Origin of the sequence: Marinomonas sp., from assembly GCF_965225885.1 — a bacterium.
GTDB lineage: Bacteria > Pseudomonadota > Gammaproteobacteria > Pseudomonadales > Marinomonadaceae > Marinomonas.
On the sequence record NZ_OZ245329.1, the window covers coordinates 2,670,413 to 2,683,762 of the forward strand.

11 protein-coding genes are annotated in these 13,350 nt (G+C 42.2%); 7 read left to right on the plus strand and 4 right to left on the minus strand.

The window, feature by feature from the left end:
* The 3 genes from minE (at position 1) to ACO05V_RS12755 (ending at position 2,826) form a co-directional block, all read left to right on the plus strand.
* Positions 1-258: a cell division topological specificity factor MinE gene (gene minE / locus ACO05V_RS12745; protein WP_110572897.1), complete on the plus strand. Its 258-nt coding sequence runs from the start codon at positions 1-3 to the stop codon at positions 256-258.
* A gap of 175 nt (positions 259-433) precedes the next feature.
* Entirely contained in the window at positions 434-1,615 is a 1,182-nt protein-coding gene (locus ACO05V_RS12750; protein ID WP_421851883.1) for a cytochrome-c peroxidase, read from the plus strand.
* Between the two features lie 158 nt (positions 1,616-1,773).
* Complete coding sequence (locus ACO05V_RS12755) at positions 1,774-2,826, plus strand: aldo/keto reductase (protein WP_421851886.1); 1,053 nt, start codon at positions 1,774-1,776, stop codon at positions 2,824-2,826.
* 119 nt (positions 2,827-2,945) lie between these two features.
* Here ACO05V_RS12755 and ACO05V_RS12760 read toward each other — a convergent pair whose 3' ends face one another.
* From ACO05V_RS12760 to ACO05V_RS12770, 3 genes are all read right to left on the minus strand, one after another.
* A complete protein-coding gene (locus tag ACO05V_RS12760; protein WP_421851889.1) occupies positions 2,946-4,301 on the minus strand; it encodes an IS5 family transposase in 1,356 nt (451 codons plus the stop codon).
* 204 nt (positions 4,302-4,505) lie between these two features.
* The gene (fusA, locus tag ACO05V_RS12765) at positions 4,506-6,596 is read right to left on the minus strand and encodes an elongation factor G (protein WP_421851892.1); all 2,091 of its coding nucleotides are present in this window, start codon (positions 6,594-6,596) and stop codon (positions 4,506-4,508) included.
* 184 nt (positions 6,597-6,780) lie between these two features.
* The gene (locus ACO05V_RS12770; protein WP_421851895.1) at positions 6,781-7,950 is read right to left on the minus strand and encodes a cation:proton antiporter; all 1,170 of its coding nucleotides are present in this window, start codon (positions 7,948-7,950) and stop codon (positions 6,781-6,783) included.
* Positions 7,951-8,029: 79 nt separating this feature from the next.
* Here ACO05V_RS12770 and ACO05V_RS12775 point away from each other — a divergent pair, with 79 nt between their 5' ends.
* On the plus strand, positions 8,030-9,241 hold the full coding sequence (locus tag ACO05V_RS12775) for an IS256 family transposase (protein WP_421856966.1): 1,212 nt from the start codon (positions 8,030-8,032) through the stop codon (positions 9,239-9,241).
* Between the two features lie 107 nt (positions 9,242-9,348).
* Here the strand turns inward: ACO05V_RS12775 and ACO05V_RS12780 are convergent, their stop codons facing one another.
* The gene (locus ACO05V_RS12780) at positions 9,349-11,244 is read right to left on the minus strand and encodes a PhoX family protein (protein ID WP_421851898.1); all 1,896 of its coding nucleotides are present in this window, start codon (positions 11,242-11,244) and stop codon (positions 9,349-9,351) included.
* Positions 11,245-11,728: 484 nt separating this feature from the next.
* Between ACO05V_RS12780 and ACO05V_RS12785 the strand changes: the two genes are divergently transcribed.
* The 3 genes from ACO05V_RS12785 to cysD all read left to right on the plus strand — a co-directional run bounded on the left by ACO05V_RS12785 (position 11,729) and on the right by cysD (position 13,336).
* Positions 11,729-11,971 carry a hypothetical protein gene (locus ACO05V_RS12785; RefSeq protein WP_421851900.1) on the plus strand — a complete coding sequence of 81 codons (243 nt, stop codon included), beginning with the start codon at positions 11,729-11,731 and terminating at the stop codon, positions 11,969-11,971.
* Positions 11,972-11,986: 15 nt separating this feature from the next.
* Positions 11,987-12,193 (plus strand): hypothetical protein, encoded by a 207-nt coding sequence (locus tag ACO05V_RS12790; protein ID WP_421851903.1) that lies wholly within the window; start codon positions 11,987-11,989, stop codon positions 12,191-12,193.
* 237 nt (positions 12,194-12,430) lie between these two features.
* Positions 12,431-13,336 carry a sulfate adenylyltransferase subunit CysD gene (cysD, locus tag ACO05V_RS12795; protein WP_421851906.1) on the plus strand — a complete coding sequence of 302 codons (906 nt, stop codon included), beginning with the start codon at positions 12,431-12,433 and terminating at the stop codon, positions 13,334-13,336.
* Positions 13,337-13,350 lie beyond the last annotated feature (14 nt).

Below are 13,350 nucleotides of genomic sequence, written 5' to 3' on the forward strand. Positions count from 1 at the left end.
GTGGGAATTTTTGACTATTTTAAAAGCAAAAGCGCACCTAGCTCAGCTTCTGTTGCTAAGGATCGCTTGCAGATAATTGTTGCTCATGAGCGTAGTAAACGTCATCAGCCAGATTATCTGCCACAGATGCAGCAAGAAATTATTGATGTGATTCGTAAATATGTAAACATCGGTAGTGAAGATGTGCAGATTCAGCTTGATAATACTGATGATTGCTCTGTGTTGGAGTTGAATGTAACTTTACCAGAGCAGAACTAGATTTTTATCTAGCGTCACACGCAGAAATAAAAAAACGCCAAACAAGATGATTGATTTAGATCTTGTTTGGCGTTTTTTTATGTTTTCAATTTATTGAAAGTGATTATCATTGTGTTGTTTGATTTTAAATAGGTATTATCACAAACATTCTCTTTAAACGTTAAGGTAAAATTGCATGTTGCGTCTATCTTTTGGTGTAATTGTTATCTCTTTGCTCGTTTCTGCTTGCAGTGAGCCGAAGCAAGTTGCTTCGCAAGCCAAGCCTACAAACTTATCTCCTGAGCTTCCTATTGCCATGACAGACCCAAAAGCAATGCTGGGTGCGCAGTTATTTTTCGATACCAATTTATCGAAAGAGCGAAATCAGTCTTGTGGAACATGCCACGACATTGCAAATGGATTTGTAGATAAAAGGCAGGATGCGTTATCTGGTGCGGTTTCATTGGGGAGTGACAGATTATCAATGGGCGGGCGCAATACGCCCACGGCCAGCTATGCGGCCTTTGCTCCAGCTTTTCACCGCATGTCTAATGGTGAGTATCGTGGTGGTCAGTTTTTAGATGGTCGTGCTTCGGGCTTGGCGCAGCAGGCAGAAGGACCATTCTTGAATCCTTTGGAAATGGCGTTACCGGACGGCGCCGCTGTTGTTAGTCGAGTTAGAGAAAATGCGCGTTATGAGACTTTGTTTAATTCAATTTATGGACAAGGTGTTTTAAATGATCCGACTAAGGGATATGCCGCGATTACCGATTCCATTGCAACGTTCGAAAAAACAGCTATGTTCATGCCATTTGACTCTAGATATGATCGAGCTTTGCGTGGCGAGATAAAGCTGACCCCTCAAGAGGAGCTTGGTAAAACGTTGTTTTTCTCTCAGCAATTTACTAACTGTAATGCTTGCCATCAGCTGAATGCCTCACCGCTTAATTCTCAGGAAACCTTTAGTAATTACGAATATCGTAATATTGGTGTGCCGGCAAACCCTGATTTAATGGCTCATAATGGCAATAAAAAAGACCTTGGGTTATTAGATAATCCGTCCATAGATGACCCTAAACAATCGGGTAAATTTAAAGTGCCTTCTTTGCGCAATGTCGCTGTAACAGGGCCTTATATGCATAACGGTGTTTTTAAAGATCTTCGAACTGTGGTGCTTTTCTACGACAAATACAATAATCCAAGGCGCATTTTAAATCCTGAAACGGGCAAGCCTTGGGAAGCGCCAGAAGTGGCAGAAAATATCGACTTGATGAACTTGCAAAAAGCCCCCGCTTTGCCTGATCAAAGGGTGGACGCCATTGTTGCTTTTTTGAAGACATTAACGGACCAACGGTATGAGTCATTGCTTGATAAATAGAGCTATTTTGTCCCCGTATTTTCTTTAGGAACTTAAGTTATCTCCTTATTGTTTTCATTGATAAAACTGGCTAGTAGGTAAAAAATTTATTACATTGACCCTTTGGTTATTTTATTTCGCATCTTGTATGTGTCGCTTGAATTTAAAGGGTAAATATAATGAAATATGTTCCACTTGGCCGAACTGGCTTAGAAGTTTCTCGCGTATGTTTGGGTACCATGACTTGGGGGACTCAAAATAATCAAGCAGATGCTGATGTTCAAATTGAATATGCTTTAGCAAATGGTGTGAATTTCATTGATACCGCTGAAATGTATTCTATTCCGCCAAATGCTGAGTCTTACGGTAAAACAGAGACCATTATTGGTGATTGGCTTTCTCGCAACCCGTCTCGTCGTAAAGAGTTTATCCTTGCTACTAAGATTGCTGGCCCTGGAATGAAATACGTTCGTGACGGCAGTAACATTTCTGGAAAAACCGTTATTGAAGCGGTGGATGCTTCTCTAAAGCGCTTACAGACAGATTATATTGATCTTTATCAGCTTCATTGGCCAAATCGTTCTACACCGCATTTCGCAAAGCATTTCCCTGGTGTGATTAGTTTTACCGATGTTGACCGCGATGAGCAGTCAGCTCAAATTTTAGATATCCTTCAAGGATTAGATGCTTGTATTAAAGCAGGTAAAATTCGTCACTTTGGTTTGTCTGATGATACGACTTGGGGAATTAACGAGTTCATTCGTCTTAGTGATAAGCATGGTTTACCGCGTGTTGCTTCTATTCAAAATGAATTTAACCTTTTGCATACAAAAGATTGGCCTTATTTGGTTGAGAATTGCGTGCATGAGGATGTGGCGTACTTGCCTTGGTCGCCTTTGGCGGCGGGGGCTTTAACAGGGAAATACCTTGGAGGTGCTCGTCCTGAAGGAAGTCGCTGGACTTACTCTCAGCGTAATGGCATTTTCCGTGATACGCCTTTGGTTGAAAAAGCTGTTGCTGCTTATATGGAAGTTGCCAAGAAGTATGGCTTTACACCGGCTCAGCTTGCGTTAGCGTGGTGTGATCAAGTGGACGGTGTTAGTTCAACTATCATTGGTGCAACGTCTCTTGAACAGCTAAAAGAAGATATGGCTGCATTTGATATGACACTGTCTGAAGAGGCATTGAAAGATGTTATGGCGGTCTTCAAGGAGTATCCAGTACCGTTTTAATGGGCAGCTCATTAGCTCTGATATGAACTGAATTTAAAAAGCGCTTCGGCGCTTTTTTTATGTCTGTAAAATTAGAGTTAGGGAAGGTGGGTGTTTAGTCGTCCCTGAATAATGGCGTTTCAGGCTAGAAGCGCCATGCTATTTTTAGATCCTTCCTGTTGAAAAATTATTTTCAACCATAATCGTCTTAAAAATGGCCCAAAATATGGGGCGCAATAAAGCCACTTCAGTAGCTTACGTAAGTTCTGGCCACAGGCACTTAAAATCACGTTGATCGCATCGCCTAGTACACCTTTTAAGAAGCATCGTCTGAGTTTTCCATCCGATTTGAGATGCCCTATGATGGGCTCTACGCTATTTCTTCTTCCCATCCATGGCTTCTCTTTCTTGGGTACACCTCGTTTTTGACCTGCAACCAAGACTTTAATATCTTCCACGCCCGACCCTTTATATCCTCGGTCAACAAAACAGGTTTCCGGTTTTTTTCCTGTCAGGGTTTCAACTTGCTGAAGTTGATCTTTCAACGTATGTCCATCATACGGATTACCAGGATAGCTTCTGGCTCCCACAATGAAGGACTCTTTTGCTGTTACGGCTATGCTCGCTTTTACGCCAAACTCATAGCGTTTATGCGCTTTGCCTTTGGATATGCAGTCCACATTAGGTTCATGCAAGCTATACAGTTTGTTTTTGCTCTGGCGAGTTTGTTTTAGTAATCGATAGGCTTGGTTAAGTGTGTCTTCCTGTTTTTGGGTGAGCGTTAACCCTTGTTGTTTTACTTGCCGATCAATATCTCGCATGACTCGCCCTAAAAAGCCTTTCACTTGCTTAATCGCTTTTCTCATTCGTTTGTATTGTTTGGCGTGACCATAGCGTCCAATTTTTGGCATTAGCTCATGACAGGCTTTGTCGTAGGTTTGTCTTAACGTGATGTTTTGTTCTTTGGCGACCTGAGTCAGCTGCTGTCGAGCCTTGTTGTAGAGCTTGGCATCGGTTGGGAAGGTGATGTTTTTTTCTTGTACCGTGGTGTCTATCACGACTCGTTTTAGGCTCGCTGGTTTGATGACTTTTAGCTTTAGTCCTGCCTGTATCGTCTGGGTAAGCAGCCATTCACAACCTTCTTCTCCTAACCGTTTTCGCCATTTAACAAGACTGGTTGGATGGCACGGGAAGTCGTGCTGGAAAAAGGTTTCGCCGCAAAAGTATTGGTAATAAGGCGATTCAAGCCATTGCTCTAACACCATCTCATCAGACAAATTATGCAAGTGCTGCAAATACAGCAATCCCGCCATAAGACGCGTTGGCAACGCGGCCGCACCAACGCTTGAAAAATGGGTACTAAGCGTTGAGTCCAATTGCTTCCAATCAATGATCTTAGCCAGTCGTACTAAAGGATGATTGGGGTTAATGATGTCAACGAGCTGAGGTTGGAATAAATCCTTTTGCGGTATGGTCTTTGTCTGACGAGGTTTCATAAAACTCACCCATTCTGCAACTTTTTAGGTCTAAAAGCGTATTTATCATAAGATTTAGGTATTAACTATCTTATAAAAATACATTAGATTCAATAGGTTGAGAGTTTTTCAGGGTCGACTGTTTAGTTTGCTTTGCCTTGGCCAATAAAAAACCCGATACACATTGTGTATCGGGTTTTTTTAGAGATTAGAAAAAACTAGTAATTAGTTCTTTTCTCTTTCTTTTTTGTCTTTAACAGCAGCGATAACAGTTTCAGCTACGTTAGAAGGACATGGTAGGTAGTGAGAGAACTCCATAGAGAACTGACCACGACCAGAAGTCATTGTACGTAGAGTACTGATGTAACCAAACATTTCAGATAGAGGAACGTCTGCTTTGATGCGAACACCAGTCAAACCTTTCTCTTGGTCTTTGATCATGCCGCGACGACGGTTCAAGTCACCGATAACATCACCAACGTGGTCATCTGGAGTGAACACGTCAACTTTCATGATTGGCTCGATCAATTGTGGACCAGCTTTTGGAATTGACTGACGGAAAGCGCCTTTAGCAGCGATTTCGAAGGCAATTGCAGATGAGTCAACTGCATGGAATCCACCGTCGAACAATTCAACTTCAATGTCTAGTACAGGGAAGCCTGCTAGAACACCTTGGTCCATCATAGACTTGAAGCCTTTTTCTACAGCTGGGAAGAACTCTTTTGGTACGTTACCGCCAACAACTGAAGAAGAGAATTTGAAGCCAGAACCCACTTCACCTGGTTTGATGCGGTAGTCGATTTTACCGAACTGACCAGAACCACCAGATTGTTTCTTGTGCGTGTAAGTATCTTCAACGCCTTTCGTGATAGTTTCACGGTAAGCTACTTGTGGCTGACCAACAATTAGATCAACGCCGTAAGTACGTTTCAAGATATCTACTTTGATATCTAGGTGAAGTTCGCCCATGCCTTTAAGGATGGTTTCACCAGAATCGATGTCAGTTTCAACGCGGAATGTTGGGTCTTCTGCAACCATTTTACCGATAGCGATACCCATTTTCTCGTTACCACCTTTATCTTTAGGTGTAACAGAGATAGAGATAACTGGCTCAGGGAAAACCATTGCTTCAAGAGTACAAGGGTGCTTAGGATCACATAGAGTGTGACCAGTTTGTACGTTTTTCATGCCAACGATAGCGATGATGTCACCAGCTTGTGCTGTGCTGATTTCTTTACGGTCATCAGCTTGCATTTCTACCATGCGGCCTACACGTTCAGTTTTACCTGTGAAGCTGTTAAGGATAGTGTCGCCTTTGTTTAGTACGCCTGAATAGATACGTACGAAAGTAAGGGCGCCGAAACGGTCGTCCATGATTTTGAATGCAAGAGCTTTAAGAGGTTCGCTAGCATCAACAATTGCTTTTTCGCCATTTGGATTACCTTCTTCATCAGTAAGATCTTGAGGATCTACTTCAGTTGGGCTTGGTAGGTAATCAACAACAGCGTCAAGAAGAAGTTGCATGCCTTTGTTTTTGAAGGCAGAACCACAGTAAGTAGGGAAGAACGCAAGATCACGAGTACCTTTACGGATACAACGTTTTAGATCTTCCATAGAAGGCTCTTCGCCGTCCATGTAAGCCATCATAACGTCATCGTCTTGCTCAACAGCAGTTTCTAGAAGCTTTTCACGGTATTCTTCAACTTGATCAACCATGTCAGCAGGAACGTCTTCGATGCTGTAGTTTTCAGGCAGGCCAGTGTCATCCCATACGTAAGCTTTACGAGTAAGAAGATCTACAACACCAGAGAACTCATCTTCAGTTCCGATTGGTAGAACCATGATTAGTGGGACAGCACCTAGCACTTTTTGTACTTGCTCTGTTACACGATAAAAGCTCGCACCTAGACGGTCTAGCTTGTTTACGAAGATCAAACGTGCAACTTCAGATTCGTTGGCATAGCGCCAGTTCGTTTCTGATTGTGGTTCTACACCGCCAGAACCACAGAATACACCGATACCACCATCAAGAACTTTCAAAGAACGGTATACTTCTACTGTGAAGTCAACGTGTCCAGGTGTGTCGATAACGTTAAAGCGGTGATCTTTCCAGAAACAACTAACAGCCGCAGACTGAATGGTAATACCGCGTTCAGCTTCTTGTTCCATGAAGTCAGTAGTAGATTCACCCTCATGTACTTCACCGATTTTGTGGATCATACCGGTAAGTTTAAGAATACGTTCTGTAGTCGTAGTTTTGCCCGCGTCAACGTGAGCAAAAATACCGATGTTTCTGTATTTTGATAAGTCAGCCATTACATTACTCTAAATAAGTGAGGACGAAATTTGCGCGTTAGTATACAAGACTTTTTGTATTTGTAGTCAGGTATTTCGCGCTATTCTATTATATTTTATGCACTTAAAGAAAGAGGCAAGATAAAAGCATTTTATAAATGTGGCAGAAGTTGTTTTATTGGAGATAAAAAACAGCCGAATTGCTCTAGTCTCGTCGCAATTTATCCGAAATGGCAATGGGGTTTGGGAAGTTTAAAATGACAATGTAAGTGGATAGAGCAAAGCTAAGAATGGCAGTGGCTTGTATGACATGAGAGGCTTCTGTGCCTATTAGACCTATATTGGCGGCGAGATAGGCAATTAATAACGAAAACTCACTTACTTGTCCTAGGCGAAAGCCAACCTCCCAAGATGTACTTGCATCTTCTTTTATCCCTTTCAGTAAATAGCGGAAAACTACAGGTTTGATAAGCATTGAGCTGATGGCCAGAAGTAAAGCGGGTATAATCACGATGCCAAGTAGATCGAGATTAAAGCTTGCGCCAATAGAAAAGAAAAACAGAATTAAGAAAAAGTCTCGCAATGGTTTGAGGTGAGTGGCTATGTATTGTAAAATTGGGCTAGTTGCAAGAGCGACGCCTGCGATAAAAGCACCCATTTCAGCGGAAAGTCCTGCGGTCTCGGCAAGAACAGCCATAGATAAACACCAGCCAATAGACACTAGGAATATATATTCATGAAAACGGTCAAATCGAGTGATTAGTTTTAGCAGGATGTATTTTACGAAAATAAAGGCGCCAGCCACCAACAGTGGCAAACCTATCAGCGGTTTTAGGTATTGCATTACGCCATTGTCTTCGGTGCCAGAAATACTGTAAAGAACAAGTAGTACTGCTATTGCGATCATATCTTGTAGTAGTAATAAGCCAACTACAAGTTCGCCTGTGTGTTTATGGTGTAACACAGTGGTCGGAAGTAGCTTTATACAAACAATTGTACTGGAAAACATCATGGCGATGCCGATGATTAAGCTTTCAACACTGCTGTAGCCACAAAGTATGGCTACAGCATATCCCAGGGCTGCAAAAACGGCAGAACTGAGTAGGGCAATCCATGAGGCTTTTTTGAGCATGTTTATTAAATGACTTGGCTGCATGTCTAGGCCAAGTAAGAAGAGCAAGAAGATGATGCCAATATGGCTCATCTCATCCATTAGTTTGGGCTCATTAATAAGAGATAATGCGGAGGGGCCAAATAATACGCCAAGGGCAATGTAGGCGATAATCATAGGCTGCCTAGTGTATAAGGCGATGGAAGCAACGACGGCAGCTCCTGCAAATATTAAAAAGAAGGAGTGTACTATCGATGCTTCCATTTACTGGAGACTGTAACTAATTTTGTGTAACTACCTATCACAACATATTCTATAGAGAATTAAGGATAGGTAGATGCAAATGAACCAAAAAGAACTGGAAGCCTTCGCAAAAGAAGCCGCCAAAGGCATTAAAACGCCTGAGGATCTTAACGAATTTAGCCAAATGCTGAAGAAGATTACCGTTGAGGCGGCCTTGAATGCAGAGATGGATGAGCATCTGGGTTACGAGAGACATCAAAAATCCTCGTCAACCAACAGTCGTAATGGTAAGAACAGTAAGCGTATTAAGACGGAAGATGGTGAGTTTGAACTGGATACGCCTCGTGACCGCGAAGGTTCTTTTGAACCAAAGCTGGTCAAAAAGCACCAATCCCGCTTTACTTCCATGGACGATAAAATCCTATGGCTCTACGCGCAAGGTATGAGCACCCGAGACATCGTCAATGCCTTCGATGAATGGTACGGTGCTGAGATATCTCCGACACTGGTATCACGTGTTACCAACGCGGTGATCGAGCAAGTAACTGAATGGCAAGCACGCCCCTTGGATGCCATCTATCCCATTGTGTATCTTGATTGTATTGTGTTGAAAATCCGCCAAGATAAGCGTGTTATCAATAAATCGATTTTCTTGGCACTCGGTATCAACACCGACGGTCATAAAGAACTCATGGGCATGTGGATTGCTGAGAACGAAGGGGCTAAGTTCTGGCTAAACGTCCTCACTGAGCTTCAGCAGCGTGGTGTAGAAGATATTCTCATCGCTTGTGTTGATGGTCTAAAAGGCTTCCCAGAAGCCATCAATGCCGTTTTCCCACAAACCAGCATTCAACTGTGTATCGTGCATATGGTACGCAACTCATTGAAGTATGTATCATGGAAAGACTACAAAGCGGTGACGGCGGACTTAAAGCAAGTTTACCGCTCTGCAACGGAAGAAGAAGCCTTGTTGGAGTTAGATCGTTTCGCAGGCGTCTGGGACGATCAATACCCGCAAACCACCAAATCGTGGCGCAATCACTGGCATAATCTTAATACACTGTTTAGTTACCCTGACGATATCCGCAAAGCGATCTACACAACGAACGCTATTGAATCACTGAACAGTGTCATCCGTAGAGCCATTAAAAAACGTAAAGTCTTCCCAAGCGACGATTCTGCGAGGAAAATGGTTTATCTTGCCATTAGAGAGGCCAGTAAAAAATGGACAATGCCCATTCAAAACTGGCGCCAAGCGATGAGTCGATTTATTATTGAGTTCGAGGAGCGACTCGAAAAGCACCTTAACTAAATGGTAGTTACACAGAATCTGTTACAGGGTCCTTTTCGTTTTTACAGATTTAAGGTTTTAGCTTCAAAATATCTGTTCTTGACGCCTCACTCTTAAATTTTGAACTCTTAAACCTTAGGGATGCCTGTGATGTAACCAACAGCAGCACCGTAACGGTCTTTGTAGTTAGCGCGGATGTATGGATCTAATGTATCTTTTACTTTCGCGTGTAGTTTGTCATCCCAATCGCCAGCGTGTTGGATGTTACTCATGATGTAAGTCCAGCCGTTGATTTCATCTACTGCATGTAAGCCGGTTGATTCTGCGCCAGCAGGACAAGACATGATGCGTGATAACTCGCCGCTGTCTACGTTATAAGCCCAAAGGAAGTTGTTTACGTGGTTACCACTGTCTTCACCGATAAACAAAGTACGAAGTTTTTCAGAGAACTTGATGTTATCTGGGTTCGCAATGCGATCCGCGTGAGCCGTGTTACCAAGTGCATCAGGTGTTGCTAGGTCTTCGCCAATTAAGTTAGCAGGCGCATGCATATGAATAGATACCCACTCACTGTCAATTGCTTGCCCATTATGGTCTTTTTGACCACCTGTTAATTTATGCTCATAAACCGCACCCGCTTTAGGGCCTTCAACATGAATGTCGTTGCTGCCGTCTGTCATAGTTTTGTAGATGTAAGACATTGCAGAATAGGCTTTTTTGTCTTTAATGTTGACAGTAGTGCCTTCCATTTTTGTGAAGCCCAACGATCCGCCAACGAGTGCTGCATAACGATGAGTTTCTAGGAAAGCGGCTTCTTTCTCCATACCTGGTTTTAGTTTTACCCAGTTAGATTTACCGCCATAGCCAATTTTAGTGAAGCTAGAATCTTTAGGGTCTTTAGTATGAACTTCCATGATGTCTGTCGATTTAATGCCAGCATCTACCAAACGTTGAATTTCATCACTATTGGCTTCGCCTAATTTGATCCAAGAGATGTCGCCTGCACCTGGGCCTTTACTAGAAGTTTGAGTCCATTTAGCCACGTAAAGCTTACCAGAAGAAAGGTCGCGAGCTTTATCAGCAATGAACATGAACAAACCGCTGTTTGTCGCATCGTCACCCATGATAACGGTGCGCTCATCAGGCATAACCTGTACAAGTTCGTGAGAAATACGACCCATGCAGTAATGTTTCTTGATAGAACCCGTTCCGTCTTTGTTAACTGTTACTTCAGGCAGGTGACCATAATTGTATGGTTTGCCTTTGTTTTCATCACCAAATAGGTTTTTAGAATAGGCTTTGAATTGTTTGTCATCTGCTTTAGAAGCGTCTGGCTCATATTCTTCACTAGAAAGATGAGTTCCCCAAGGAGATAGGCTGGCACCACAAGTGATCCATAAACCACCAACGTTTGAAGTATCAACGTTGTGATATTTAACCAGTTTCAATTCACCAGTTTCAGGGTTTTGGTCTAGCGTCAAAATAGCAATAGGAGAAGGCAGTTTGCCGTACATGTTTTCGCCAGCACCATCGCGAGTTGCATATTCAAATTGAACGACTGCAAATACATGATTGCCGTAAACACCAGCAACTTTCGCGTCTTTAACCGTTAATAAGCTAGAGCCATCTGGACAGTCTGAGAAAAACTGACGATTGCCAGCACTAGGATCAAGAATTGGCTTGTTGTTGATATCGAAATAACCACCAGCAATTACTGTGTTGCCATTACCGTCAGCCACTTTGTCACCAGTCATGAAGAATGGTTGGTAGTCAAGTTTTACCATGCGGCTTGTGCCATCTTCGAACTTCAACTGCATCGCTGAGTTAATAAGATTGGTTGACATGGCTGCAGGATTGCTTAGTGATGGTGCGGCCATAGGAACAAAGCTAATAGAAGAAAGAGGGGCATCCGTCATTCCTGCAAAAGCAGTAGAGCTAAATACACCACCTGCAAGTGGTAATAATGGTGCACCAGCCATAAAGCCGAGCATTCGACGGCGATTTGAGTCGACAGAATTAGTCATGATTTTTTCCTTGATTCCTACAGGTCGCAACCTGAACTACGTGTGTAAAAAGAAAGCGAGAGAACCACTGAAATGTGGCTCTTGAAAATGATTAAATCAGCGTTTCATGAAGCTTGTGTGACAGATTGATGTTTTTATTCTTGTATTCGAAAATAAAGCTTATTAATGAGAATGCTTTTCATTTCAATGAGTTAAGCTCAGAGTAAATTCTCAGTTTGGCTTTTAAATCGAGCTTTCTTGCTGTTTGTCATTCGTAGCAATGGCATTGGTTTTATGCATTTCATGAATTCAATTGTCATGAATTGATGGAATAGGATATGTTCATGATCAAACGTGGGAGTAAATTAAATCATGAATATATCCATTTTAACTTTCGATGGCTTTAATGAGCTGGACTCATTTATAGCGCTTGGTATTTTGAACAGAGTGAAAAAATAAAGGCTGGAAGGTATCTATTGCCAGTCCAACGAAACAGGTTAAGTCGATGAATGGTGTTGTAATTGAAAGGCAGGCTTCACTTGAAAGCTTATCTTCTGCTGATGCTGTCATCATAGGAAGTGGGATAAAAACAAGAGAAGTGGTAGCTGATGCATTTATTATGGGTCAATTACAACTTGACCCAAGTCGTCAAATTATTGGCGCTCAATGTTCTGGTGCTTTAGTTTTAGCCAAGCTGGGATCATTAAATGGCGTGCCAGCTTGTACCGATTTAACAACACTGCCATAGGTAAAAGACGCAGGAGTGCAAGTTCTTAACCAAGCTTTTTTTGCAAAGGGAAATGTGGCTACGGCTGGTGGCTGCTTGGCTTCACATTATCTTGCAGCGTGGGTTATTGCTCGGTTAGATAGCATTGAAGAGGCAAAAAACGCTATCGACTATGTTGCCCCTGTTGGCGAAAATGAAGACTACGTGAGTCGTGCTATGCAAAATATAGCGCCGTATTTGTAGTCTGATATAAAGACTAGTGTCAGGTAATTGATCTCAAAAGCATCTGTCGTGTTCAAGCAACGTCTCACTCTACTCGATATTTTTAGAATTTCCCCTGCATGATTATTATAAAGGTTTTACTTATAAGGCTTTTTTAATATGCATATTCTACTAAAGTCTAAATGGGGTTGTTTTTATAACCTAAAGGCATGTTATAGTTCAAAAAATGCTGAAGCCTGACAACAGAGATGGGAAATTATGACAGAGGCAAGACTTACTCACTTAAAACAGCTAGAAGCCGAAAGTATTCATATTATACGTGAGGTAGCAGCTGAATTTGATAACCCAGTAATGCTTTATTCGATTGGTAAAGACTCAGCTGTAATGCTGCATCTTGCCATGAAAGCGTTCTATCCTGGCAAGCCACCGTTTCCACTAATGCACGTGGATACCGGTTGGAAATTTAAAGAAATGATCACCTTCCGTGATGAGTTGGTTGCCAAACTTGGCTTGGAGCTTATTGTTCATCAAAACCAAGAAGGCATTGATCAAGGTATTGGGCCTTTTACTCATGGTAGTTCAAAACATACTGATGTGATGAAAACTCAAGGTCTTAAGCAAGCTCTAGATAAATATGGCTTTGATGCAGCTTTTGGTGGTGCGCGTCGTGATGAAGAGAAATCTCGAGCGAAAGAGCGAGTTTATTCTTTCCGTGATAAACAGCATCGCTGGGATCCAAAAAATCAGCGCCCAGAGTTGTGGAACATCTACAATGGCAAAGTAAACAAAGGCGAGAGCATCCGTGTTTTCCCATTGTCTAACTGGACTGAACTGGATATTTGGCAATACATTTATTTGGAAAGCATTCCAATTGTGCCTCTTTATTTTTCTGCTAAACGCCCAGTGGTTGAACGTGATGGTACTTTGATCATGGTTGATGATGAGCGTATGCCATTAAATGGTGAAGTGCCTGAGATGAAGTCTGTTCGTTTTCGTACGCTTGGCTGTTATCCACTAACGGGAGCAGTTGAATCTGAAGCAGCATCCTTACCTGAAATTATTCAGGAAATGTTGCTGACAAAAAGTTCAGAGCGCCAAGGGCGAATGATTGACCATGATTCATCTGGGTCAATGGAAGAGAAGAAGAAACAAGGCTATTTCTAAGTTTGGAGTAAAGA